This is a genomic window from Acinetobacter chengduensis (genome assembly GCF_003664645.1).
GTDB lineage: Bacteria > Pseudomonadota > Gammaproteobacteria > Pseudomonadales > Moraxellaceae > Acinetobacter > Acinetobacter chengduensis.
In genome coordinates this window covers 1-26,183 of sequence record NZ_RCHC01000008.1, presented here as the reverse complement: position 1 = coordinate 26,183, position 26,183 = coordinate 1, and the positions used below count along the sequence as shown (strand labels likewise).

15 protein-coding genes are annotated in these 26,183 nt (G+C 40.2%); 3 read left to right on the top strand and 12 right to left on the bottom strand.

Features of this window, described 5'->3' with window-relative positions:
- Nucleotides 1-149: 149 nt before the first annotated feature.
- A complete protein-coding gene (locus D9K81_RS08580; protein WP_120375491.1) occupies nt 150-1,454 on the top strand; it encodes a solute carrier family 23 protein in 1,305 nt (434 codons plus the stop codon).
- A gap of 114 nt (nt 1,455-1,568) precedes the next feature.
- Here D9K81_RS08580 and D9K81_RS08575 read toward each other — a convergent pair whose 3' ends face one another.
- From D9K81_RS08575 to D9K81_RS08555, 5 genes are all read right to left on the bottom strand, one after another.
- Nucleotides 1,569-3,218, bottom strand: a complete 1,650-nt coding sequence (locus tag D9K81_RS08575) for a putative bifunctional diguanylate cyclase/phosphodiesterase (protein ID WP_228199846.1) — start codon at nt 3,216-3,218, stop codon at nt 1,569-1,571.
- 178 nt (nt 3,219-3,396) lie between these two features.
- The gene (locus tag D9K81_RS08570; RefSeq protein WP_120375472.1) at nt 3,397-3,684 is read right to left on the bottom strand and encodes a chorismate mutase; all 288 of its coding nucleotides are present in this window, start codon (nt 3,682-3,684) and stop codon (nt 3,397-3,399) included.
- Entirely contained in the window at nt 3,671-4,987 is a 1,317-nt protein-coding gene (locus tag D9K81_RS08565; protein ID WP_120375473.1) for a hypothetical protein, read from the bottom strand. Before D9K81_RS08565 ends, D9K81_RS08570 begins: the two co-directional genes overlap by 14 nt.
- 310 nt (nt 4,988-5,297) lie before the next feature.
- Nucleotides 5,298-7,127, bottom strand: a complete 1,830-nt coding sequence (gene ilvD, locus D9K81_RS08560) for a dihydroxy-acid dehydratase (protein WP_120375474.1) — start codon at nt 7,125-7,127, stop codon at nt 5,298-5,300.
- Nucleotides 7,128-7,509: 382 nt separating this feature from the next.
- The gene (locus tag D9K81_RS08555) at nt 7,510-7,872 is read right to left on the bottom strand and encodes a hypothetical protein (protein ID WP_235831036.1); all 363 of its coding nucleotides are present in this window, start codon (nt 7,870-7,872) and stop codon (nt 7,510-7,512) included.
- Between the two features lie 85 nt (nt 7,873-7,957).
- On the opposite strand from D9K81_RS08555, the gene fmt reads away from it, so the two are divergent.
- A complete protein-coding gene (gene fmt / locus D9K81_RS08550; RefSeq protein ID WP_120375475.1) occupies nt 7,958-8,920 on the top strand; it encodes a methionyl-tRNA formyltransferase in 963 nt (320 codons plus the stop codon).
- Nucleotides 8,917-10,227: a 16S rRNA (cytosine(967)-C(5))-methyltransferase RsmB gene (gene rsmB / locus D9K81_RS08545; RefSeq protein ID WP_120375476.1), complete on the top strand. Its 1,311-nt coding sequence runs from the start codon at nt 8,917-8,919 to the stop codon at nt 10,225-10,227. The genes fmt and rsmB overlap by 4 nt, the downstream gene beginning before the upstream one ends.
- Before the next feature lie 44 nt (nt 10,228-10,271).
- Here the strand turns inward: rsmB and D9K81_RS08540 are convergent, their stop codons facing one another.
- From D9K81_RS08540 to D9K81_RS08510, 7 genes are all read right to left on the bottom strand, one after another.
- Entirely contained in the window at nt 10,272-13,172 is a 2,901-nt protein-coding gene (locus D9K81_RS08540) for a DUF11 domain-containing protein (protein ID WP_120375477.1), read from the bottom strand.
- Nucleotides 13,173-13,194: 22 nt separating this feature from the next.
- Nucleotides 13,195-14,250: an OmpA family protein gene (locus D9K81_RS08535; RefSeq protein ID WP_120375478.1), complete on the bottom strand. Its 1,056-nt coding sequence runs from the start codon at nt 14,248-14,250 to the stop codon at nt 13,195-13,197.
- 2 nt (nt 14,251-14,252) lie between these two features.
- Nucleotides 14,253-20,273, bottom strand: coding sequence for an SdrD B-like domain-containing protein (locus D9K81_RS08530; RefSeq protein ID WP_228199848.1), 6,021 nt, complete (start codon nt 20,271-20,273; stop codon nt 14,253-14,255).
- Nucleotides 20,274-20,338: 65 nt separating this feature from the next.
- Nucleotides 20,339-23,164 (bottom strand): DUF7619 domain-containing protein, encoded by a 2,826-nt coding sequence (locus tag D9K81_RS08525; protein ID WP_120375479.1) that lies wholly within the window; start codon nt 23,162-23,164, stop codon nt 20,339-20,341.
- Nucleotides 23,165-23,200: 36 nt separating this feature from the next.
- Entirely contained in the window at nt 23,201-23,680 is a 480-nt protein-coding gene (locus tag D9K81_RS08520; protein WP_120375480.1) for a hypothetical protein, read from the bottom strand.
- Nucleotides 23,681-24,076: 396 nt separating this feature from the next.
- Complete coding sequence (locus tag D9K81_RS08515) at nt 24,077-24,187, bottom strand: methionine/alanine import family NSS transporter small subunit (RefSeq protein ID WP_120375481.1); 111 nt, start codon at nt 24,185-24,187, stop codon at nt 24,077-24,079.
- Nucleotide 24,188: 1 nt separating this feature from the next.
- Nucleotides 24,189-25,673: a sodium-dependent transporter gene (locus D9K81_RS08510; RefSeq protein ID WP_120375482.1), complete on the bottom strand. Its 1,485-nt coding sequence runs from the start codon at nt 25,671-25,673 to the stop codon at nt 24,189-24,191.
- Nucleotides 25,674-26,183: the final 510 nt, after the last annotated feature.

Below are 26,183 nucleotides of genomic sequence, written 5' to 3'. Positions count from 1 at the left end.
ACTTTAGTTTTAACTTAAAAAACTTTTACCATGCGGTAAAACAATTGCAAAGTCAGTACATTAGGTTTAACGTTTTTTTGACTCAGTGATTAAATCTTGCAAAAAAGAAGCGTATGATGTGCACAATTTATCTTTTGAGTGCTCATTTTATGTCCAGTTGGTTTCCCAAATGGCGTCCGTATGAAGACAGTATTGATGCACGTCCTGTAGGCACTAACGAATATTTGCCCCCTGCACAAAGTGTAGTGTTAGGCATACAACATGCCTTTGCAATGTTTGGAGCAACGGTACTCGCTCCTTTCTTAATGGGTTTTGATCCAAACCTCGCAATCCTGATGTCTGGTTTGTGTACCGTTCTGTTTTTCTTTATGACGGGTGGTCGTGTACCGAGCTATTTAGGTTCAAGCTTTGCCTTTATTGGGGTGGTGATTGCAGCAACTGGTTACGTTGCTTCAGGTACAGGTGCACCAAATGCCAATATTGCGATGGCGGCTGGCGGGATTATTGCCTGTGGTGTGCTATATACGATTTTTGGTTTTATCGTGATGGCAACAGGGACACGTTGGATTGAGAAACTCATGCCTCCTGTTGTAACAGGTGCGGTAGTGATGATTATTGGTCTGAACCTTGCACCAGTAACCGTTAAAGGCGTGATGGGCAATAACTTTAATATGTGGATGTCATTGGTTACTGTGCTTTGCATGGGTTCTATTGCCGTGTTCACCAAAGGCCTATTACAACGCTTATTACTTTTAGTTGGCCTACTATCCGCTTATTTCATCTATTTTATCGTATCCAACATCATGGGATATGGTACGCCAATTAACTTTACGCCCATTCAACAAGCGGCTTGGTTTGGTATTCCTCAGTTCCACTCACCAGAATTTAATGTTAACGCCATGCTGATTATTGCACCTATTGCCTTAATTTTAGTGGCAGAGAACTTAGGTCATATTAAAGCAGTGAGCGCAATGACAGGTGAAAACCTCGATCCACATATTGGTAAAGCTTTTGTTGCCGATGGTGTTGCAACGACTTTGTCTGGTGGTGTCGGTGGCCCAGGTATGACCACTTATGGTGAAAATATTGGTGTTATGGCGGTTACACGTGTCTATTCCACTATTATTTTTGTGATTGCCGGTGTGTTTGCTATCTTTTTAGGCCTATCACCTAAATTTGGCGCGATTATTCATACCATTCCAAGTGCGATTTTAACTGGTGCATCTATTGTGGTATTTGGTTTAATTACCATTGCTGGTGCCAAAATTTGGATTGAAAATAAAGTCGACTTTTCACAAAATAAAAATCTAATGGTTGCCGCAGTGACCATTATTTTAGGTACAGGTGACTTTGCTTTGCAATTTGGTAGCTTTAACCTTGGTGGGATTGGCACTGCAACTTTTGCAGCACTCATTCTCAACTGGTTCTTTAGCCTTGCAGATAAATCTAAATAATTGAAAAAATAGTATTTTAAGCAGCCAAATGGCTGCTTTTTTTATGCCAATAATGCACTTATTAAACAGCATACAACATGCTCAAAGTGCTTAAAGATCTAACTTAAAGCCGATCTACAAGGCTTCAGGATGACCAAAGTAATAACCTTGGAATGCCGTGCATCCATTGTCTTTGAGTAATTGGAACTGCGCTTGCGTTTCCACCCCCTCAGCCACTACGTTTAACTCAAGTGCAGCCGCTAAGGCAATAATGGTTTTTACAATCGCTAAATCACGTGGGTTATCTGTAATATGCTCAACGAAGGCGCGGTCAATTTTCAGCTGCCGTAAAGGCAACATTCTCAGATAGTTTAACGATGAATAGCCGGTTCCAAAGTCATCCATAGAAAAGTTAAAACCAGCTTCAATTAAACGATGCATTTTCTCAATTGAGCTGTCCATATCTGTATAGAACATACTCTCGGTCAGCTCTAAACGTAAACGGCTTGGGCAAATACCAAAGCTGTGCACCAACTGAATCACGTCTTGATCAAAATTGTTGGCCCTAAACTGCCCAACACTAATATTGACTGAAATTGTCCAATCCGCACATCTAGGTCTATCCCGCCAGACTTTTAACTGCTGGCAGGCCATGCTAAGAACTCGTTTCCCCACTTCATGAATCATGCTGGATTTTTCAATCTCAGCCATAAAATGCCCAGGTAAAACCAAGCCTTTCTCAGGATGTTGCCAACGAATTAATGCTTCATAACCAATGATCTGTTCGGAATCATTGACGATTCGTTGATAGTACAGTTCAAATTCGTCATTTTGTAATGCACGACGTAAGTCATTAATTAATTTTGCTTTCGATACAATGCTTTCTTCAATTAAAGGATCAAAAACTGCAATACAATTTTTACCACTGCCTTTGGCATGATACAGCGCCATATCGGCGTATTTTAGAAATGCATTTTCAGATAAATTAAAGTCTTTAAAAATAAATACGCCACTACTGGCCGTGGTATGAACACTTTTCTCATTTAAAAAATAGGGTTTATTTAATTCTGCTTTGAGCTTATTGGCCACCTGCAATACCGCGTCATGCGCTTCTTCATATTGCATCGACAAATTCGACAAGATCACCAAAAACTCATCGCCACCTAAACGAATAATCGGATTAGGCTGTGGTGTATTCAATAGCAGACGTGCCGCCACCATCTTCAGTAGGTTATCCCCCACACTATGCCCAAGCGTGTCATTAATATTTTTAAAGTTATCCAAATCCAACATGATCATCGCGCTATACGCGCCTTTGCTCCGATTAGAAGCAATCACTTGCTTCATATAATCTTGCATATAACGTCGATTAGGTAGATTGGTTAACTCGTCATGCAAAGCCATATAGCGGGCATGATCTTCTGATTGTTTGAGCTGGGTAATATCCGTTCGAATCGCAATGTACTGTTGCAAAACACCGTGCCGATCTTTAAATGGAACGATTGTCGTGTCTACCCAATACAGTTCACCTTGTTTATTGCGATTGCAGATTTCACCATTCCAGATGTTGCCTTGTGCAATCGTGCTCCACATTTGCTTAAAGAAGCTACGCGGGTGACAACCTGAATTAATAATTTTGTGGGTAGAACCCAGCAATTCATCACGTGAATATTTAGAAATATCACAGAATTTCTGATTTACATGGGTAATGACACCCTGAGTATCTGTAATCGCAACAATTGAATGCGCATCAATGGCAACTTGATAGTTTTCAAGCTCATTCACGAGCTTACTATATTGAAATGGGCAATCCATAGGCAATAAAAACTGACTTTAGTCATGGACATAAGGCATGCATTATCCCATTTTTAAAGTGAATATTAAATGAAATATATAGGCTTATCTGCAAACTATCCAAAATTGCAGTAAAAATTTGATTTTTCACTACAATATGACCTACCAATTATGGACGTAATTCCTTTAACTCGCGCTGAATAAAATGATGAATCATTTCGCGATAAATATGCTCAACTAAATTTGGGTCTACACCCTGATCTTGCGCCGCGCCACGGACTTTCTTGATTACGTCTTCCACACGCTCAGGAGATTGTACATCGTGCGTTGTACGTTTAAATCGGACCGCTTGATCGACATAAAACTGACGGGCTGAAATAAGCTCAATCAAAGCATGATCAATCACATCGATTTGAGCACGTGCCTGTTCCAAATTTTCAACCTTATCTTTCTTCATTCTTCCTTAACTCATTCTCAGCAATGTTTTCACTTTTATACTTCTCTTCTAACACATTACTGAAAATACTTTCAATCATCCATACGCGATATAAGCTATTAAATACATAACTTTGCCCATCAATTCTGAGCTCAAGTACTGGGAAATCTGGCTGTGATTTCATTTCACAGAGCATATCATTCTCAGATAATTTGCTAGTTACATCTTCCGTAGTTAATGTCGTCAGCTCGAGTTCTTGTTGTAATTGTTGAAAATGTGCTTTGAAGGATAAATCCTTGCCTTTACACCATACCGCATGCAAAATTTTATACATAGCATCAATGCGCTGTTCTTCAGGCACACTGTAGTACATATTTGCCATCTGTACCGTCGCCTGCTGATCTGGACGACAAAACGGCGTAAAACTTACCCCTGTTCGCTTGGACAAGCGTGTTGCTAAACTCCAATCAAACAAATCACGGCCGTGGTAACTGAGTGGATAAATATTGAGGTGAATATTATAAAAGTCTGCCAGTTCTTCTTTGATATAAGCCAGCAGCAACCACGAAATTGGGTCTTCTAAGGCAATATATAAATCGAGCTCTGGATCTAACGCTTGAATTTCATTAAGTTCTTCAGCATCACTAATGAGATGTTCGCGCCACTCAATATGATTAATTAAAAAAATAGGATTATCAGTCAGGAGTTTTTGCTGACGTAAACGACGGGTTAGCCGTAATAAATCATCGACTGCATGATATTTACGTTCCCCAAATTCAAAATAACTGGCCAATACAGGCGTGTCATTAAAAATACGTTCTTCAAAATTTTGTGCGCGGTGGTGCTTACTGGCCATGGCATATAAAGTACGTAATTTGCCATGTTGTTTTTGCCACAGCATGTGAAACACATCTTCTAATAAATATAGAAAATCTTGGCCACGTAAGGGTGTATTTTTTAAGATGGTTTCAGCCTGTAATAAGGCTTCTGGTTTGGGTTGTTCTGGTGTTTCGTGAAAACTAAAACGGTGCTGTTTTGATAAAATCTTGGCATCGTTTAAACAATAATTTTGCCATTCAGCTTCCGACATGTGATTGGGTGCTTCTGCTGAACGATTGGAAATAATCACTTTGAGTGGTTTCAGCTCATCACTTAAAATGTCTTCCAACTGAGGCAATTGCTGCGCGGTTAAATAACTGTAGACATCATCTAAACGTAAATAGACGCTTAAACCTTGCTCTGTGGACAACACCGCTTGACGTGAGGGTTTATTGTAAAACCATCCCGATCGGATTGGATCAAACCAACGGCGTAACAGTGACATGAATTTAAGCCTCAATAAACAAAGCAATGCGATAGTCATGATATCGCACAGTTTTATCTCCCAACATGGGAATATGAAATTAGTTTATAACCCTCAGCCAAACTTATAGCAACTCAAGTCACAATGTTCAATGCCACGCAGGTGGCGAGCAACATTAATCAAATTAGCCGTTGATCATTTCCCAACTAGTTTATCAGTTCAAGCTTCATATACCTACTTGTAAAATTGCCTGCATAAGGGGCTTAACCCGAAACGCAGACATAAAAAAGCACGCATATTTCGCGTGCTTTTTTATAGGCTTAACTCAAGATTAGATCTCTCGTACCGCGCCTTTGGCCGCACTAGTCGTATGCATTGCATAAGCTTTGAGTGCTTTTGAAATTTTACGCGGACGTTCTTCCGCAGGCTTCCAACCTTTTTGTTCTTGTTGTGTATGACGAAGCGCCATGGTCGCATCGTCTACCGCCAAGTGAATCGTACGGTTTGGAATATCAATTTCAATACGGTCGCCGTCTTCAACCAGTGCAATCGCACCGCCTTCAGCAGCTTCTGGTGAAATGTGGCCAATAGACAAGCCTGAAGAACCGCCCGAGAAACGACCATCGGTAATTAATGCGCAGTCCTTACCTAAACCTTTCGATTTTAAATAGCTGGTTGGATAAAGCATTTCTTGCATGCCTGGACCACCACGTGGACCTTCGTAACGAATCACTACAACATCGCCTGCCACAATTTTACCGCCCAAGATTGCTTCGACAGCAGCATCTTGGCTTTCAAATACACGTGCAGTACCGTTGAATTTCAAAATTGATTCATCTACACCCGCCGTTTTAACAATACAGCCATCTAGCGCGATGTTGCCGTAAAGTACAGCCAAGCCACCATCTTTAGAGAACGCATGTTCAGCATTACGGATTACGCCAGTTTCACGATCACCGTCTAAACGTGAGTAATAGCGGTCTTGTGAGAATGCAGTTTGCGTTGGTACACCACCCGGTGCAGATTTAAAGAAGTTATAAACATCTTCATCTTCAGTACGGATGATATCCCATTTGTCCAAAGCATCTTTTAAGGTTGCTTCGTGTACTGTACCCACAGACGTATCCAATAAGCCCGCACGGTCTAATTCACCCAGAATCGACATGATGCCACCTGCACGGTGTACATCTTCCATGTGAACATCTTGCTTCGCCGGCGCAACTTTACATAACACAGGCACTTTACGTGATAAACGATCAATATCGTCCATTGTAAAATCGACTTCTGCTTCGTGTGCGGCTGCAAGTAAATGCAATACGGTGTTAGTTGAACCACCCATTGCGATATCCAAAGTCATAGCATTTTCATACGACGCTTTTGTCGCAATGTTACGTGGTAACAAGCTATAGTCATTTTGTTCGTAGTGACGTTTAGTAATCTCTACAATTAACTGACCTGCTTTTTCAAATAGTTTTTTACGGTTCGCATGTGTTGCAAGTGTAGAACCATTGCCCGGTAAAGATAAACCAAGTGCTTCTGTTAAGCAGTTCATTGAGTTTGCAGTAAACATACCTGAACATGAACCACAAGTTGGACATGCAGAACGCTCATAAGCTTTAACTTCTTCATCCGTAAAGCTGTCGTCTGCTGCCACAATCATGGCATCTACAAGGTCAATGGCATGTTCATTGCCACGAATTTTAACTTTACCCGCTTCCATTGGACCGCCAGACACAAACACTACTGGAATGTTCAAGCGCATAGATGCCATAAGCATCCCTGGGGTAATTTTGTCACAGTTCGAAATACACACCATTGCGTCTGCACAGTGTGCATTGACCATGTACTCAACAGAGTCTGCAATCAGGTCACGTGAAGGCAATGAATACAGCATGCCGTCATGACCCATCGCAATACCATCATCCACTGCGATAGTGTTAAATTCTTTGGCTACACCGCCTGCCTGTTCAATTTGGCGCGCTACAAGTTGACCTAAGTCTTTGAGATGAACATGGCCTGGTACAAATTGCGTGAATGAGTTAACAACCGCAATAATTGGCTTGCCAAAGTCTTCGTCTTTCATACCAGTTGCGCGCCATAAGCCACGCGCACCCGCCATGTTTCTTCCGTGTGTCGATGTTTTTGAACGATAATCAGGCATGGTGTTATTCCAACTATGTTTGTGCTTGAGTAAATGACCGCATTTACTCTGGCGAAATCTTTATGATTGTGAGCATGAAAACAGTTTAATTTTAAACATATCATAAAATAAGCTACTGTTATGCAAAGTAGCGGAAAATGCGTGTGACCGCCTAGATATGTCTATATCAGCTTGGATGCAGGCACAATAAATTTCTATCTAAAAACTACTATAACGCTATCATGAATGATTAAATACAAAACTTTCATGAATAATTTTTACAATTTGCATGAGTTTTATTTATATATAACCCAGCCAATGGCACAAAAAAAAGCATTCCTCAGTATGCTTTTTTTAGTTCATTTAATTTTAACCCAAAAGAGCAGATTAGATGATCGTCAACTTATTTTTGCTTAATCAAATATAAGCCTAAACATTGTTTAGCTTCGAGGTCTGTACATAATTCTGCTGTATGTGCAGAAATCCATTTCAGCCCCAAGCGGATTTGAGCATTGCTATAATCCACGACTTGGCCACCACAGCCAGCTTTTTTATTGTCTGATACTACATTCATTGCAAAAACATCCAGTTGCTTTGGATCTTGTGTGCGAATCACAGCAAATTCACCATTCATTTTTTTCTGCTTTGCGCTATACGCTACAGTTGAAGGTTGGGTAAATTTATAGGTTTCTGTACATTGTGTTTTTGCGTTGTACACAGACCAAGTTTCCCAAAAGCCTTTTATAGTTAATGTTATGTGTAACATGATTTTTACACATATAGATTAATCAGAACTATAAATTTCGAGTTTGGTATAATAGAGTTCACTTCATTTTTTGAGCGTGTTCACGTTGAAAATCATCTTTGCAGGCACGCCCGAATTTGCGGCCGTAGCTTTGGACGCATTATTAAAAACAGAACATGAAATTGTTGCGGTATACACACAACCTGACCGTAAAGCCGGACGCGGTCAAAAGCTGACAGCTTCGCCAGTCAAACAGTTAGCACTGGAACATAGCATTCCTGTATATCAACCTTTGCATTTTAAATCTTCGACTGAAGAAGGCTTGGCAGCCCAAACAGAATTACAGGCACTGAATGCCGATGTAATGGTCGTTGCGGCTTATGGACTGATTCTTCCTCAAGCCGTTTTAGACATGCCAAAATATGGTTGCCTTAATATTCATGGTTCATTGCTTCCACGCTGGCGTGGTGCCGCCCCAATTCAACGTGCGATTAGTACAGGTGATGCCGAAACAGGTGTGACCATTATGAAAATGGCAGCAGGTTTAGATACGGGCGATATGATGCTTAAAACCCTCTGCCCAATTGAAGCCACAGATACCTCTGCAACTTTGCATGATAAATTGGCACAACAAGGTGCTGAAGCTACTGTTCAGGTCTTAAAATCAGAGCAAAGCCTGCAACAGTATTTGGCTGAACGAGAAGTCCAAGACGAAGCTTTGACAGTTTATGCACATAAACTCTCTAAAGCAGAAGCACAGATTCATTGGTCTGAAACCGCGGTACAAATAGACCGTAATATTCGTGCCTTCAACCCATGGCCTGTTGCATTTATTAAATTAGATGAAACCAATAACTTACGGGTTTGGGGTTCTATGCTTTCAGGTGTAGATGCTTCAGGCAAAGTTGCTGGCACCATTTTAAGCTTAGATAAACAAGGTGTACACGTCGCTTGCGGTAATGAACAAGCGATTTGTCTAACCAGCCTGCAATGGCCAGGGGGTAAAGCCCTTAATCCCGCTCAAATTAACCAAACTCAAAAACTTCAGGTAGGACAAATTCTCCCATGAGTCAGCCACAACCGGGAACTTCCCACCTTAATTTACGCGCTCAAGTTATTCGTACGCTCTTGGCCGTACATCAAGGTCAATCTCTTGCAAGCGTGCTCCCTATTCATTTACAAAAAGTCGCGGATCGTGACCGTGCGCTTTTTCATGAATTAGTACTTGGTTCACTGCGCCAGTGGTATAGCTTAAAAAGTATTACTTTACCGTTACTGACCAAATCAGATAACAATGAAACGGTCGAAACATGCATGTATGTAGGTATCTACCAATTACTTTGTACACGTCTTGCACCGCATGGGGTGATTTCTGAAACTGTTGAAGCCGTAAAACAATTGGGCTATGGCCCACTGAGTGGTTTGGTGAATGCCGTTCTACGCCGTGTTTCACGTGAAACAATACATTTTCAAGAACAGCTCGCTCATGCACATGGTCTACCAAGTTGGTTATTTAAACGCTTGAAAAAAGACTGGGGCGAAGAAACCCTTGAAAAATTATGTTGGGATTTAAAACAAATTGCCCCACTTACGCTACGTGTGAACGACAGTGCAGTGAGCCGTGGTGACTTCTTAGACATTTTAACCGAACACAATATTGCAGCCCGCACATGTGAACTTTCAGACGTTGGGATCGTGCTCGAACAAGCTGTTCAAATTCCAAATCTTCCAGGCTTTGAAGATGGTGGTTTTTCTGTACAAGATGAACATGCTCAGCTTTGCGCACAAATTTTGCCAAACTTAGATGGCAAAGTGGTTGTGGATGCATGTGCAGCACCCGGTGGAAAAACAGCACATTTACTTGAACGCTTTGACCTGAAAAAGTTATATGCCATTGATCAAGATTCAAAACGCTTATTACGTGTTTCTGAAAACCTAGAGCGTCTTCAACTGACACAGCACGCAGATGTTGAAATTTTAACTGCCGATGCAACCAGCTGGACTGCACCTGAACCCGTCGATTGTATCGTGCTCGATGCACCATGTTCGGCTATTGGTGTAATGCGTCGTCATCCAGACATTCGTTTATTACGTCAATCGAGTGACATTGCTCAAACTGTTGCACTCCAAAAAGAAATTTTGCAACACATGTGGCAGCAAGTTAAAGCTGGTGGCCACTTGCTCTACATCACATGCTCGATTTTGAAAGTAGAGAATGAACAGCAGATGGTTGATTTTTTTGCGACGCATGAAGATGCGCAAGAAATTAAAATTGATGCGGATTGGGGAATTGAACAAATACATGGTCGTCAACTGTTACCTCAGCAAGGTAAAGGTGATGGTTTTTATTATTGCTTGATCCAAAAGACAGCATAAGCCGATTTAGATCATAAAAAAGGTGGCCATAGCCACCTTTTTATTTACTGCAGTTTAATGCCGAAATACAAACTCTTTTGTTCATTCGGCTTCAGCTCTTTAATGACTGTCTTTATTTGCTGATTTTGTTCAGTCACTACATCATTCGAATCCGTCATTGGAAGCATTTTATTTGAGCTCCAAGGGAAAGTATATGCCGGATACATATCATTTACATCAATCGCTTTAATGGTTTCAGCACCAATATTGCTCACCATAATCCGGTACACAATACAGTCGCCTCGGCCAATCGTTTGACTGCTGATTTGATACGCTGCTTTAACAATTTGGTCTGCTGTCATATTGATGCATTCAGCCTGCTTGAACTGCATCTTTTGCAGTGAAATCTGATTGATGCCGACTGTAATGGTATCTGTGTTGATTAAAGGTAGCAGAGAAATATCTTTCACTGTTTCAATAGGAACAGCTTTTAGCTCAACCTGGCTTCTCATGCCATTGGTTGCAGTTGCTGGCGCCTGCACTTTGACCAGCAACGCCAAATACTCTCCTGACGCAATACTGGATGTATCTGTATCCTTGACTTGAACATCACTGCTGTCCAAAACGCCATTGCTGTTTGTATCAATAAATAAAGTATACGCAAAGCCATCTTTAGGCGTCAGCGGATTAAGTGCAAACTGGATGCCTGTTTCAGGAATTGAGCCATTATTGGTTAGACGGTGCGCAAATACATAGCTACCACCGATCTGGACTTGCGCCTGTTGATCATTTACTAAAATCAGATTCCGCACTGACAGACCTGAATACATAATGCTGTTTTTAATAATATCGCCAAGGCCTGTTTCTGCAGATTCAATAGCAAACCACACCGGAATATTCGTAGCTTCAGCAGATGTTGATGTAATTTCTGCACAAACCTGCACTGTACTGTTCGCAGGTACATTCATTTGACTGATATCTGAACTGGATAAGCCAGCCTTACATTCACTGTCAATCACAGGATAAAACTTAACCTGAACGCCAGTGACAAATGAGCTGATGCTTGATGTGTCTAAAGCTGTATAATCTTCAGCAGATGCTGTGTTAATTGCTGTGCTGGATGCGTACAGCTTATAGTTTTGCGCATACATGCTACTGTTTTGTATATTTAGAGGAAAATAGACTTTTCCTTCTGTATCAGCCGTTTTTGTTAAGAGTGCTGTAGCACCGTTACGCCCTTCTTGAGCAATATAAAACAGTCCTGTACCTGTTTCTTTCTGAGCAGCGCCCGGTTTATTGTTTGATAAATCACTGGCAGCGATAATACGGTTTTCTGCTGTAAATTTATTATTTTCAGCATCAATATCATTAGAGCTCGTAGAAACTTCCGCATAGTTTGCAATATAGCCTGCATAATCTTTTGATGGATTGTATTCAGTATAATTGCTGGCATTTGCATCAGCTTTAGCATTCGGGTCAACTTTTAATCCGGATACTGTGAATTTCAATTTTGATTTGCCTGGAATTTTTCCAATATTCAGGCCCGTAGCGGAAAACAGCTGTGTGGCAGCATCTGTGGCCAATACTGGGCAAGATGCCTTATTGCCGCCATTATCCACTTCACTGCACGTCAATTTTAGATCTGTGTCTTTTATTAAGCCGGAAAATAAACTGTCTTTTAATACAACATCACGCGCACTACCTTCCGTTTTATTTTCGATCCCAATGTTATAGCTGACTTTGCTTCCAGAAGCAGGAAATTTTTCAACGAGCTCTTTATTAATTGCTAAATCAATATCATTATCAGCAATTGAAAGCTGAAATTCCTGCAATGCAGCCACTGTACTACAACTGGATAAAGATGTTGTAATTGCTTTGCTGTTCGCATCTAGATTAAAAGCGAATGGAAGAATTTTATCTCCATCCGCAGCAAAATTATCTTTCAGCTTAATCGCCAATCCATTAATTTCAACACCTTGGAAATAATCAAGGCCACTCATATAGGATGGTAAATAATTAAATTTAATATTATTGGTTGCTTTGTCAATTTCCAATCCATCTGTCGCAGATGTCAGCTCAATATACTCATTTCCCGAACGTTTATAGATTGTATAGTCAACCCCATATACAGCTCTTTTCTTCAAAGCCGTGCCTTCAGAATATGCAACTTTAAAATTTAAAGTGGGCATATCCGCTTCAGATGTAATTTGTCCTACAATTTTAAAAGGGATGGGCTGGATTTCTGTACTGTTTTCAATAAACTCGCCGTCCGCAGCGCTGAATTCAACTGCTGGCTTCAATTTAAGAACAATATTATCTAAAAAGTTTCCCAATGTACCGCCGTTTTTTGCTTTAAAAATAAAAGCATAAACACCTCCAGCCTCTGAAATCTTCGTTTTATCTAAGGTCGACTTACCCGATCTTGTAACCCATCTTCCAGTTTGATTTCTCGTAACAGAACTTTCCGTAATGAGCTGCAATGATTTTGTGCTATATGTAGCAGTTCCGCCCACACCATCAGCTACAGTTCCTACAAAAAACTCCATTTTTTCTGTCACGTTTTTTTCGCGAGCAGCGTGCTTTAATGACCAATCAAAACTTTCTCCGCCAAAGAGGCAAACCTTTTGATATAAAGCTGACTCCTCTTCGGCATTCAGTTCTGCATATTGATCGTCCGCAGCATTAGGCAGCCCTCCTGCAGTAGAGTGCCCGGCACCTTTCCAAATTTCAATAATACGGCCTTGAGTTCCACCCATATCACGATGCGTAGTTAACCACCCTGGAACCAAGTTTTGATTAACCTGCTGATTTAATAATGGAAGCCGAGGAGAACTGAAATCCAAGTTAACAAAGCTACGCTGAATACCAACTTTTGCATTCTTATCCGCAATCGTCGCCGCCTCCGAAATTGAAGGAATTAAAATTAAAGTAGATGCCAAAATATGACGTAAAAACGGCTTTTTCATAAATTTAGTTCACTTTAAGTCTTTAATTTCGGTTTTCAATTTGCAAATCTGTAGCTTGCGGTTCGAGCTGAATATTCAACTCTCCTGTATTGCTCAGCTCCAAGACCACTCTTCTGCTTTTTGCATGGGCGATCTGAGAATTCTGATCCTGTACAAAATCCTGAGCACCTTTAACAGCTTCACTCATGCGTCCAGTATCAATATGGCGCGCAAGCAAATAATCTTTTACTGATCGGATACGGCGCTCCGCCAGCGCAAGATTATATTGCATATTGGCACGCGGGTCGGTATAGCCTGAAAGCAATACCTCAATCTGCGGATGGGCATGTAGCAACGCGCTTAACTGATCCAGTATTTTTTGACTTTCAAAGCTCAGCTGTGCACTGTCTAAGGCAAAATGAACAATGTTATGTACTGCCATAGGAACTGCTGTTTCAGCCTGAGGCTGTTTCTTCAGCAGAGGCCATAGCGTAGCATTTACACCATTGCAACCTTTGCCGTTGAGCTGGTGCAAACTTGGGAGATCTTTTACATCCGCGCTTCCAGCAACACGGTAAATGCCCGACCGCTCAGAAGCCTCATGCAAAGCCTGCTCTGCAGCTTTAAAATGTGCATTAGCATGGCGCCAACCTAATTCACAGTATTCAGCTGCAGCCCACACCAGCATGACTTCAGCATGAGCCAGACTTTCCGGCGCTTTCTGAATTGCGCCCTGCTGTTTTAAATACTCTGCCTGTAGCCACAAGTCACGGCGCATCACCTGAGAAACACTTAAAACTGGCGTAGTCAAGTCTAGCTTCTGCACAGTAGCCAGCTGATCCGCTATGTGCTGTGCTTGTTCCAGCGCTTCTTGGCCTGCTGAGGTCCAACCTTCTTCAGAAGACTGATTCAGCGCATAGCTGAGCCACATTTTTGCTTTATAAGCATGGTAACGGTTTAGCGGATCCTTCGCTGTATAGGGCACTATTTGCGCACTTAATACATTGATCCTCTCCAAAGAAGGCTTAGATGCTACGCCTGCATAAGTAGCGCCACCGCTGATGAGGCAGCCTGCTAAAAATAATATCGGCAATCTCATGCTTAACGGCCCTCACCTGGCTCTAAAGAAAAGTTCTTTCTCGATGAACCGCGTCCAAACAGATCTTCATCAAATTTGAAGCGGAATCTCAAATATGCCCCTTCTCCAGTAGAAGACGTATTTGCCAGCTCATCATCCTGATAGCCCAAAAAGTTGTAACCTGCTGAAACCCATAAGTTAGTTGCAGCCAAATAACCCAATTCAACACCAGCTAAATAACGTGCACCAGCGCCGTTATTGCCCCACATGACACCAGTTTGCAAGCCCATATCCCAACGCTCATTAATGTCATACAACACACGATTACTTAAAAGCTGAGTCAATGCTTCACTTTTCACTTGATCTTCATCAAGAATTGACCATTTCGTGGCATACTGACCTGACAGTGTCAGTTGACGATTAGGATGATAGTTTGCATGCGTTGAAAAGACATAAGACTCACGCTTGAATGCGGACTCTAGGTTAGTCCGATTATCTTCATAAAAATGTTCAACTTTAGATAAAATATCAAGTTGATTTTGGTCAAAATCACGCCATGCTAAACCTAATTGGAAACGGTTACGTAAGTGATTTCCCTGATTTGGTTGCTTATTATCTATAAAGTTAACCGTATTCTTGGTTAAGAAAGTCAAATCATCTGACCATTTATTAGCATAAGCTATCATGTGAATTAAGCTTTCTGAATCGTTTGAATGGCGCCCTTCTATACGAGTAACGGCTTTCCATTGTTCATTTGCTAAATACTCAAAACCAATGCTTGCAGCCGTAGAATCACTATTATTTTCAGCTTTAGCAGATAAAGTCTCCACTTTCTCAAAGCTCGTATTCACATAGACTTTCGGTTGTATCTGCCAACGATTTTTCAAACCAATCGCAGCTTCTGCTTCACGGTTACTCATACCATCCGCAACTCGATATTCACTAAATACAGAAGCATCTTGCATATAGTTGCTGTTCAAACCAACAACAGTGCTGTTCGTCTGCTCTGTTGTATTTAACGAATACAAACCGTCGAGGGCAGAGATCAGCTGATGATGTACATAAACTTCAAGATTTGAAGCTGCCTGTACACGCCCGCCGACTGTTGCAACTTGCTTATCTGAATTAGATAAATCCTGCTCATACTCTGTAAACACACTTGCACCTTTCCATGGCAATTGTGAGCTGAGTTTTACACGACCTGTTGTTCCGTTATAGGCATTTAAATGTTCTGTCGCTGCTGTTGCTCCTTCAACCGTTTCATCATAAAAACGTAAGCCAACTTCCGCACTCAGTACTTTAAATAAATTGCGTTCTAAACTTGCAGATAAGCCTGTTCTTACACCTTGATTTTGTTGATCTTCAGTACGAATCGCTTCTAAACGTGCCATACCCACTTTCGCAATGTTTTGGCTCAGCTTAATTCCACTTTCAACCCGTCCAGCACTGATCGTTGCAGCATCATTTTGGAAACCCTCATCGGCTTGTTGATGATATGCACGTAAATTTTGTGTACCTAATGAATAATCAAATTCGATCCGTGCTGCAACCCCGTCTTTCTCATTGGCATCAATCGCTTGACCAATTTGAGTCACTTGATCTGCAACCTGATTGGTATTTTCAGATTGAGCAATCTCTGCAACAAGTTTGCCGTATTGTCCAAGTTTTAAGACAGCATTCGCACTAATAATTTGTTCTTTGTTTAGAGGATCATTACTTTGTACAAAAGAGCCCCCGAGTTTGAGATTACTCTTCACTGCATAGCCGAAGCTCAGACCTGCGACTTCGTACTCTTGACCGACTTCTTCTGCTTCAACAGTAATCCGAATATAGTTCGGGTTGAAATTAAGATCGACACTGGCAACCGCTTCTTTCAAATAGACGCTATTGCTATAAGTATCAATTTCATAGTCAACAAAACGGGTGAGTACTTTTTTCTCAATAATAAGACCTGGATTATCTCGATCTCGAGTTAATACTTCTACTTTTTCACTATTTTCTAAAATGAGATCATTTGAAATTGAACCTAAGCTATACGGACCAGTAATACCTAAAGCACGATTTTCCGTAACCACTTGACGTGATTTAGTTTGTGCTCCAAAGGCAGCCATTCGGAATTTATCAGACTCATACCCAACTTTAACACCCGTCAATGAACGGTTATATTGACCTAATGCAAGCCCTTCATCACGCTCTGTACGAGTAATATAATCCCCGTACATTGCATAAGAACGACCTTTGTCTAAGCGTACATAGAGCTTACTTGTAGACTGTGCATCAAAGCCTTTGGCCGAAGCGTCGCCATAAACTGGATAATATTCATCAGGCTGAATATCACGGAACAATCGCTGTTTCGAGCTTTTATCTGAATCATAAGCAAGGGTCAGTAAATAATCGCCTTTGACCTTACCCTTCAAATACATTGCGGCACGACCATTCAGTGTTGTATCACCACCTAAGTCTCCAATTTCTCTTAATTCATCTTCGAAACCATCATCACGAGTCACACTATGTAATTTATTACCATCAAAATTGCTAAAGTTGATTGAACCCTCAATTAAACCCACAGCAATTAATGGACGTAAATCAGCAATGAATTGTAGTTCAATTTCACTCTTAACAATGCCAGATTGTACGCGTAGAGACCCGAGTCCTGGCGTATTGGGCGCCAAGATCGGAATCAACAACTCACCGCCTTCAATGAATTGCTGAATACCTTTTTCCTTTGGATTAAGATCTGGCAAATCAATAATACCAATATCACTTTCTAAAGTGATTGGGGTGCGCGTCGAAATTTTTACGCCATGTTTATCAAGTAGCTTCAATGTGACATAAATACGGTCACTACCATTGGCCATGGCTGTTGCTTTCTGCTGGCTTAATGTAATCTTGTCAATTTGATCGGGAACAACAACATTCACTGATGCAGTTTCACGAACATTGCCCATAAAATCGAGCTGTTCTGCACGAATGTAGTTTTTACCCACATTCAAACCAACACCAATAAATTCTAAACCTTGTTTACGTTGCTCCGCCATTACAGAGCGTTGACCAATTTGCTTATCAGAAACAAGCTGGTCATTTACATAAATACGTTGTTCTGCACCTGCTGCACCTTGAATTTGTACGGTCGTTTGGTTGACCGCCATGACTTGCCCATCATTTAAATTCAAAATACGTAGCTGATTATCATCGCTACGCCCTAATAAACTTTCTAATTTTTCAAGTTTTTTAGGTTCAGTCGATGCAATATTTAACTGACCAGATTTAGTTTTTTCTTTATCATCATAACGACCTAATAAACAATCTTGCCCATTCTCAGAGCGACAGCCACTGGTCGTTTCTGAACGTGTACTAGTTGTTGTATAACTTGGGCGATCAATAGAGAGTTGCTGATTAATTGCTTTTTCTAGATTAAAATTATCTTGATTGATCTGTGCACGGCGCTTTTCAATTTTCTCAATTAACGGTGCTGAACATACCTCAGCATGATCTGCAATCGCAAAGTCTGCACGATGCAATTCACCGCGCTTGGTATCAACAAAACGGCTTTCAGGATCACCAGCATGACGATTCGATTGAATCACCATTTCAGCTCCCGCAGGTACTGTGGTGCGATCGACTTTTAGGACATGTGTTTTTGGTGAAACACCATAAAAGTCGTATTTACCTTCACGGTCAGTCACCACATAAGTGCCATCTTCCATAAAGATACGTACACCAGGAACACCAAGCTCCCCTGCATCCTGCATGCCATTACGATTACAGTCGGTATATACCTTACCAACAATAAATGCTTCTGAGCTAAATATCCCTGGACGAACTTTAACTTTTGCCTGTGCTTCATTTGAACTTTCGCCACGACCATCTACAGCACGTGCACGGTTAATCCCGTCGCCATTTAATGCATTTGGGCCAATTTGAACACGATATTCAATTTTCTTCGCTGTATTTGCAGCTAAGCTACCCAGACCTAAAGTTAAATAAGGCCCTTTCCCCCCTAGAGGGTCAGCGACTTTTTTACCATCTACTCGTGTGGTATTCGGTACATAACTAAAACCACGTGGCAAAGTATCTTGTAGCTGAACGTTTGGTGCTTCAATACTGCCTTGGTTAGTGACTGTAATGGTGTAATTAGTAAAATCACCTAATTCTACACTTTGATCTCGCGCTGTTTTCTGAACAACTAAACCTGTTTTACTTGAAGCTTTTGGATCAATCGGAATATCAATATTTAATGCAGGACTATCACTCGTTAAGGTAAATTTTCCGCCATATGACCATTCGGCATGAACCTCTTTACCATTAAATGAGCTAATGGGGTAAATGACCTGATTACTTACAAAGCTATATTCTTGACCAGGGATTGTTGAAGTATCCACGATCAACTTATAACTACCTGTTTTTACCAGTGGATAAACAAACTCACCATTTTCATTGGTTACTTGTTTGGCAGAAATCGATTTTAATTCACCTGTCACTCGATCAAGTTCAAATGCTACATTGTCTGCAACAGGGCGATCAAACTCATCGACCAAAGTGACCGTCGCACCTGCTACAGGTTTTCCTGTCTGTGCATCAAATACTATACCGTATGGGTCAATCAAAACATCGGTTTGAATATTGTCAATTTTCAGGGTACTTTGACCACGTTCATCCAAACAATCAGTCAGCTGAATATTGACCTGGTCACGCTTTAAGGTTTGTAAAATTTGATCAACTAAATTTTTCTGTGAATTTTCTTCTGTTGGCAAATCAAACTGGAAAACACCTGTATTTTCCCCCGTTTCCGTCGCATTCACATAGACAACATCACCCGTTAGCTTAGACGTCACCTGAACTTTAACCTGATCGCTCACAGAGCGATTTGCATTACAAATGGCAGCATTCGTTTGAATATATAGTGGCTCATTCACACGGCCTGTCTGTAAAGAATGTGCAAAATCCCCAGTTGTGCTATCAATCGTGGCTGGTGCTACAACTTGTGTTTCGACCTCATTCGAGGTGGTTTTCTTATCTTGATTGCCTACTTGGTGAAGCACATAAGCTTCATTTTTTAATGTCGTATAACTCAACCTTGGATTAGTTTTTACCGTCAGTTGAATTTGACTTTTCTGCTGTGCGGCAAATGGTCTTTTATATGCCACAACAGCATAGCCAATTTTTGTTTTATCATCTGGTAAATATTTTGAATATTGACCTTCAGCAATGCGATGTAATATCTCAACATCTAAGTGCTGTTCTTTCACCTGTAAATGTTCAAATGTTGTATTTGCTGGAATTGGATCTTCAACAATCACCCATGATTGCATTTGCCCATCGACATTAACCTGTGTGGGTGCAACAGCTAAATTCGCAGTATTTGATACAGTTAAAGTGTAATTTAAAATCTGTGATTGGCGTGTATCTTGTAAAACGGCTTGGTCTACAGCTTTTTCAATTTTTAATTTGGGTTGAATGACTTGTACACGATCTTCAACCTGATCACGTATTTCAGGTTGTTCACGAATAAATGCTGTAATAGGTACACCAATTTCACTTTGATCAGCAAGTTGGTGTGATGTATCTGCAACTACCCATAAATACACAGCTTGGTTTGGATCAAGTTGTAATCCATTTTGAACCAAAGTATCTGTGCTATCAAAAATGCCATCTTGGTTGGCATCCAGATAAATTTTAATATTGGATAAACCCACATTTGGATCAGTTAAAAAATCAATCCATGCAGGTGTATTACTTAAATTATTCAGCTCATTTAGCCAAATAACTTTAGAGCCAGCTTCAACTTGCTTGACTGTATCAGGTAACAAGTCAAGTGCATAGTGCTCACGCACCATGACATTGACAGGATTAGATTGGGTCGTCTGTAAATGTTGCGCACCATTTGCATCACTTATCTCATATGAAGCATAAGCAATATTCTGAATAGTCTCTCCAGCCATTGGCATTGCAGCAGTACTTTGTTGCGCAAACAACAAAGCAGACGCAAATGCCGAACATGACAAAGCATCAATAGTCAAAGAAGTTGACGTTTTAACAGACATAGGACCCCAACCCACAAAAAAAGCAAAAAGAAACCGCCCCTCCTAAAAGAGGCGGTTAACTACAATTATTGGTCTACTTTTACAGCAAATTCTAATGTTGCTGTTGCTGCTGGTGTTAACGTACCAACATCGTAACGAACTTCCTTACTTGTTGTTGTTGGTTCGGTTGTACCTGTCGTTGGTTTAATCGAGTTAGCAACATAAGTTGTATAACTTGGCACCATATCCGAGATTTTTACAGCCGTTGCATTTTGATTACCATCATTGACTGCAGTCACACGGTAATAAACACACTCACCTGGTTTCGCTTTAATATTTGATGTTACAAAAGCTGTATTCGCAGGTACTGTACCGCAAGCTGTTGCCAATGCTTGTGTTTTAGACAAACGAACTTGACCCAAGTTAATGGTAGTTAAGTCTGTAATCGATACAGCTCCTGGTGCACCTGTACCTGTTGGAGTGAAGGTTAAAATCGTTGTATCTTTTTCACCTGCTGTTGCAGTGGCTGGTGTTTGAACTTTAACAATGATCTGAATCGATTCATTTGGAGATAAGCCCTTATCAGCTGGCGTAGTACCACCAGATGTTTCAAGTAATGTCTTCAATGAAGCATTTAAAGCTGCTGGAGTAGTACCCGTAATCAGCTCACTGGTATCTGCTTGACCATTACCGTTTAAGTCAACATAGATCGATGTATTTACATCAGTCATCGTTGAAGTCCACTCTAACTGTAGGTCATATTCATAACCAGTTTTAGCAGCATCAGCTTTTACTGCAGCAGCACCTTCAACAACGTTACCAGTGTTGGTTAAAGTATGTACATACTCAACTGTACCGCCTGGTGCAACCTGACCTTGACGATCTGGGGTAAATGTTAAACCACGTTGCTCCGCCACTTCGACTTGATAAACAATAAAGTCAGATGTACCAGTTGATGGTGATTTAATCTCTACCTTAATGTCTTTTTCTGTTCCTGCTGGCGTACCTGGCGGTGGCGTGATGGTCACACAGAAACTTTTTTCACTACCATTTTGAATGTTACCTGAGTTGGTTGCTTTAGTGGTTGTACAGTTGCCTGATGAATCTTTTTCAAAGATTTCAACTTTCCAGTCTGTAGGCACATTTGGTACTGTGATGACATAGTTATCAGGAACATTACCATTATTTTTGATGGTTGCATCGTATGTAATCGGTGTGCCTGGCGGTGTGGTTTTATCTTGAACTGGAGTATTTGTACCCGTACCCGTACCTTTCTCAGGATCACCTGTTTCCTTGTTGACTAAGTCAACACTATTCGCAGTAATGGGACCAGTCGCAAGTTTTAACGTATCTACAGTGCTGGTTGCGATAGATGTACTGTTTACAAGGAAAGAGTAACCCACTGTATGCGTTGAACCATTTGGTAAAGTCACACGGATAACAAATTCAGCATGTTGTCCAGGTTGAATTGGACCAGTATCGTAATGCTTATCGCCATTCGTATCTGTAATTGGCGTTGCACCATCTGATTTTAAAATCGTAATCAGAGTACCTTCTGGTAATTTATCTGTCCCTGCAAAATGAGCCAATGCATCCCGATCAACTGTTAAGTTATAGGTATCGACGCTATTACCGCTGTTATGTACAACGATCTTATTGCCATCCGCTGTCGTCGATCCACCAAACACAATTGGTACACCGTCTTTTTGACCGGATAATACAATTTCGTCATCACCACTGCCCGCAGGTGTTTCACTATCTGTGAAGGCTGATGTCGAGGTGTCGTTAATTGCACCTTTATGCACAGAAACCACAGGAACTTTAGATTCGTTTGATGGTTGTGGGCCGTCAGGCGTTGATGTTGTTGGTGGTACTGCATCACCAATCTCTAAAGGCACATTCGGCTTCGTTGGATCACTTGGATCACTTGGCTTACCATTTGGGTCTACGTATGCTGTGTTATCAACAGTATTCAGCTGAGTATCGTTTACGATTACTTTAAATTTCAAGGTTGCAGTTTTATTTGCCGCTAGCTCAGGAATGTTTAATAACAGTGTCTTTTTAGCTAAATTGAACTGATAATTATCAGTATCAGTTTCAATATCAGTTAATGCAACTGTTGAACCACTATAGCGTGCTGAATTAGTAACATAAGTGACATTAGTTGGTAAAATATCGAAAATAGCAACATTCGTTGCTGTTGCATTACCTGTATTTTTGAACGTTAAAGTATATTCAATTTCATCGCCCACTTTAGCACTATTGATACTCGCAGCCTTAGTTAAGCTGACAACCGCACCTGCCGTAATCGTTACAGTATCCGTATTTGATTTCGTACCTTGACCCGAAACATAGAGTGTCTGCTGAGTAGCTGTCGCCACTAACTCTAATTGATCCATTTGACCCGCAGTCGCAGTATTTGGCGTCGTAGCAACTACAATTAAACCAGCACTTTCACCTGATTTTAACTCAACAGCCGTATTCGCCGTTGCTAAATTCACAGCATCATCAGGTACACCATCAAGATTTTTATCTAGATAAACTGCAAATTTACCTGATTCAAAATCAAATGTACCACCACTCTTATTATTTAATTGCAGTGTAAATGTATCTGTACCGTTACCCGTGTTGGTCAAAACGTGGTGCATTTCCACTTTACCACTTGGTGTAGTCGTTGCGGAACGATCATTCACCAAAGTAAAACTACCGACTTGGGCAACTGCTGTGGTGACTTCGTTCGATGTTACTGTACGTGGCGTATTGGTATTATCCACATAAGAAGCTGTTGCAATGTTACTAATATTGGTTCCCGCCAGTGGTGTTGCTGCCATTAATTGACTGCTAGCCAAAGCTACCCCGCCGATAACAGCCAAAGATGCTGCTACCGTACTTAATTTAAAATCAAGTTTCATAAGAAATCCACAAAAGTGATTGTTGTGATGCAAAAATTAATTAGCGTTTACACGGACTTGTGCAGCGACTGAAATCGTTTGTTTAGGTTTTAATTCATCGACTTGCCACTGCAAAACACGATATTCATTGAAAGGCACAAGTACTTTTTTGCCATTCACAACACGTGTAAGAGGTGCTTTAGCAAAATTCTGACCATCTATCGATGCATAAGTATTTTTAGGCACAGATGTCCCTGTGTAATTCACATGTGAAGGGATTGGCAGATTTAGCTTTAAACTTTTTAAGCTGTTCGCAGAGGTATTTAAATAACTCACTTGATATTCAAGCAGACTTTCTGGCTTCACCTGATCTGTCTGCTTCAACTCTTTTTTAAGATGTTTGGGTTGATCTACAATTTGATAAACCGTCATTTGTGCTTTGAGTGGATTTTCATTTGCAAAAGTTGTGCTTGTTAATCCACAAATCATGCTAATTGCCACACAATTAAATAACGATTTATTGGCTTTTTGCTTCATCGTATTGAACCAATTAATGTTTATATTTTGTTTATTCTTACATCATTTTGTTAACTAATAAAGTTTTTTCGAGACTTAGTTTGCATTTCTATAGTTTTTTGTAAATTAGTTTAATATTTATTAATTATATGTTTAGTTATTATTCAATAATATATTCTATACACTTGTAAATAAATTACAGTCGCAATCATTATTAAAAGTAGCTAAATTCTGTTTTTATATTTTCACATGAATTACCGCATGAATAAGGTATTAATTTAAATCAATTGATATCACTTTCTTTATATACAACTAGATCCTTCTACGTTTATCGATTTAAATTAGATTTAAAAGTCCTATAAAAAATAAGTAATAAAAAAGGAATCCCAAAGGATTCCTTTTTTTTAATGCATTGACTCAATCGTCTTCTTCGTCTGGATGCTTCACAAGGTGTACTGTCGCTAAAATCAATCCACCCCAAAGAAGTACTATAGAAATGATCATCATCATCATTGCGTATGTATTCATATCATTTCTCCTCAAGTCCTTTGTCTTTGAAACAACCTAATAAGATTGCACCAAGAATTAAAAATGCCATCGTACCGCCACCCACAATCCATAAGATGTGCGATGCATAACCACCATAACCTTCCAACACAATTGACTTAAAGGTCAATACAAGTGCAACCAATAAAGATAATGGTGTAATTACTGTAACTAAAAAATTCCAGCCCATACCCAATTTAATACTTGAGTATTCATTCACATGAGCCTGCAATTGCTTCAACAGTGGGCGACGGAACCAAGAAACTAAAATAATCGATAATAAACCACCACCAACAATACCAATGTTATTGGCAAAGTAATCAATGATATCTACAAATGTGATTGCACTATGCGTTGAGAAAATAAGCGTCGAGATAATTGCTGAACCGCCTGCAATAATCGTTACAGACTTTTTACGGGACCAAGCCAGTTTATCTTGGAAAGATGCAATAGGCACTTCTAAGATACTCACCATAGAAGTAATGCCCGCAACAACCAATGACGCAAAGAACAAGAAACCAAATAAGTCCCCGCCCGCACCCATACTTGAAATAATTTTAGGGAACGCAATAAATGCTAAACCAATACCGCCAGATACGACATCTTGTACACTTGCACCCGCACTATGTGCCATAAAGCCAAGAGCAGCAAATACACCAATACCCGCTAAAATTTCAAATGAAGAGTTTGCTAAAGCAACAACTAAACCTGAACCAGTTAAATTGGTTTTCTTCTTCAAATATGAAGCGTATGTCAACATGATGCCGAAGCCCACTGACAATGAAAAGAAAATATGACCAAAAGCAGCCAACCAAACTTTATAATTGGTCATTGCTTCCCAGTTTGGGGTAAAAAATGCATTTAAACCATCTGTTGCACCTGGCAAACGTACCGCTTGAATCACCAAAATAGTAAACAGAATCACCAACAATGGCATAAAGATTTTATTTGCTAATTCAACACCACGACGCACGCCACCATATAGGATAAACATCACCACGGCCCAAACAGCAACTAAACCAAAGAACAAAGTGGGTACAAACCCTAAAGCTAAGCCTTCACCATTTTGTAAATAGGTTGAAAAGAAAAAGGCTTGTGTATCCGTTCCCCATTTTTGGCCAAATGAATAAAACATATAACTGCCGGCCCATGACAACACACTGGCATAGTAAATACCAATCACCAATGTCACCATCACTTGCCACCAACCCAACGATTCAGCGTTCATAAGCTTCTTATACGCTGTTGGTGGTGCTTTACGAAACTTATGACCTACCGCATAGTCTAAAAATAATAACGGCAAACCTGCTGCAAAAATTGCAATTAAATAAGGAACTAAAAACGCCCCACCACCATTTTCATACGCGACGTATGGAAAACGCCAAATATTACCTAAACCAACTGCAGAACCAATAGCTGCAATAATAAATCCTGATCGCGCTGACCAGTTCTCACGATTATCCGACATACAACACCTAAACCCTAGGCCCTTTCACATGCAACTTATTGTGGTTATATCGTTAGCATCAAAAGACCTTAAAACTAATTTTTGTTGTTTGATTTAGATGCATGCCTTTTGAGCATACTCGTCTAAATGACAAACAGACTAACTCAAAGAAAAAACTTGGTTAAAGCTTTTAAAATAAATTGTCTTTATATGCCCTTAACAATACCCACTTTTTTTTAATAATTCTGTAATTTCTACTTAAAACATTCTAGTTTTATAATATATTTCGACTGAATGATCACTAAAACAGCTTACTTTTTAATCACTTTATTTTATAAAAAACATAACTTTTTAGAATGATTTATTCTTAAGCGAATAATTAATTTAAATCATAGATAGCACGTAGTTTAAATGATCAATTTGATTCAAAATCATCGTACTTACTCAGACTTTTAATATTAAAAATGATGATTTAATCATCAAAAATTACATATAAATTTCGTAATTATGCTATTCCCCTAATTTCCCCCC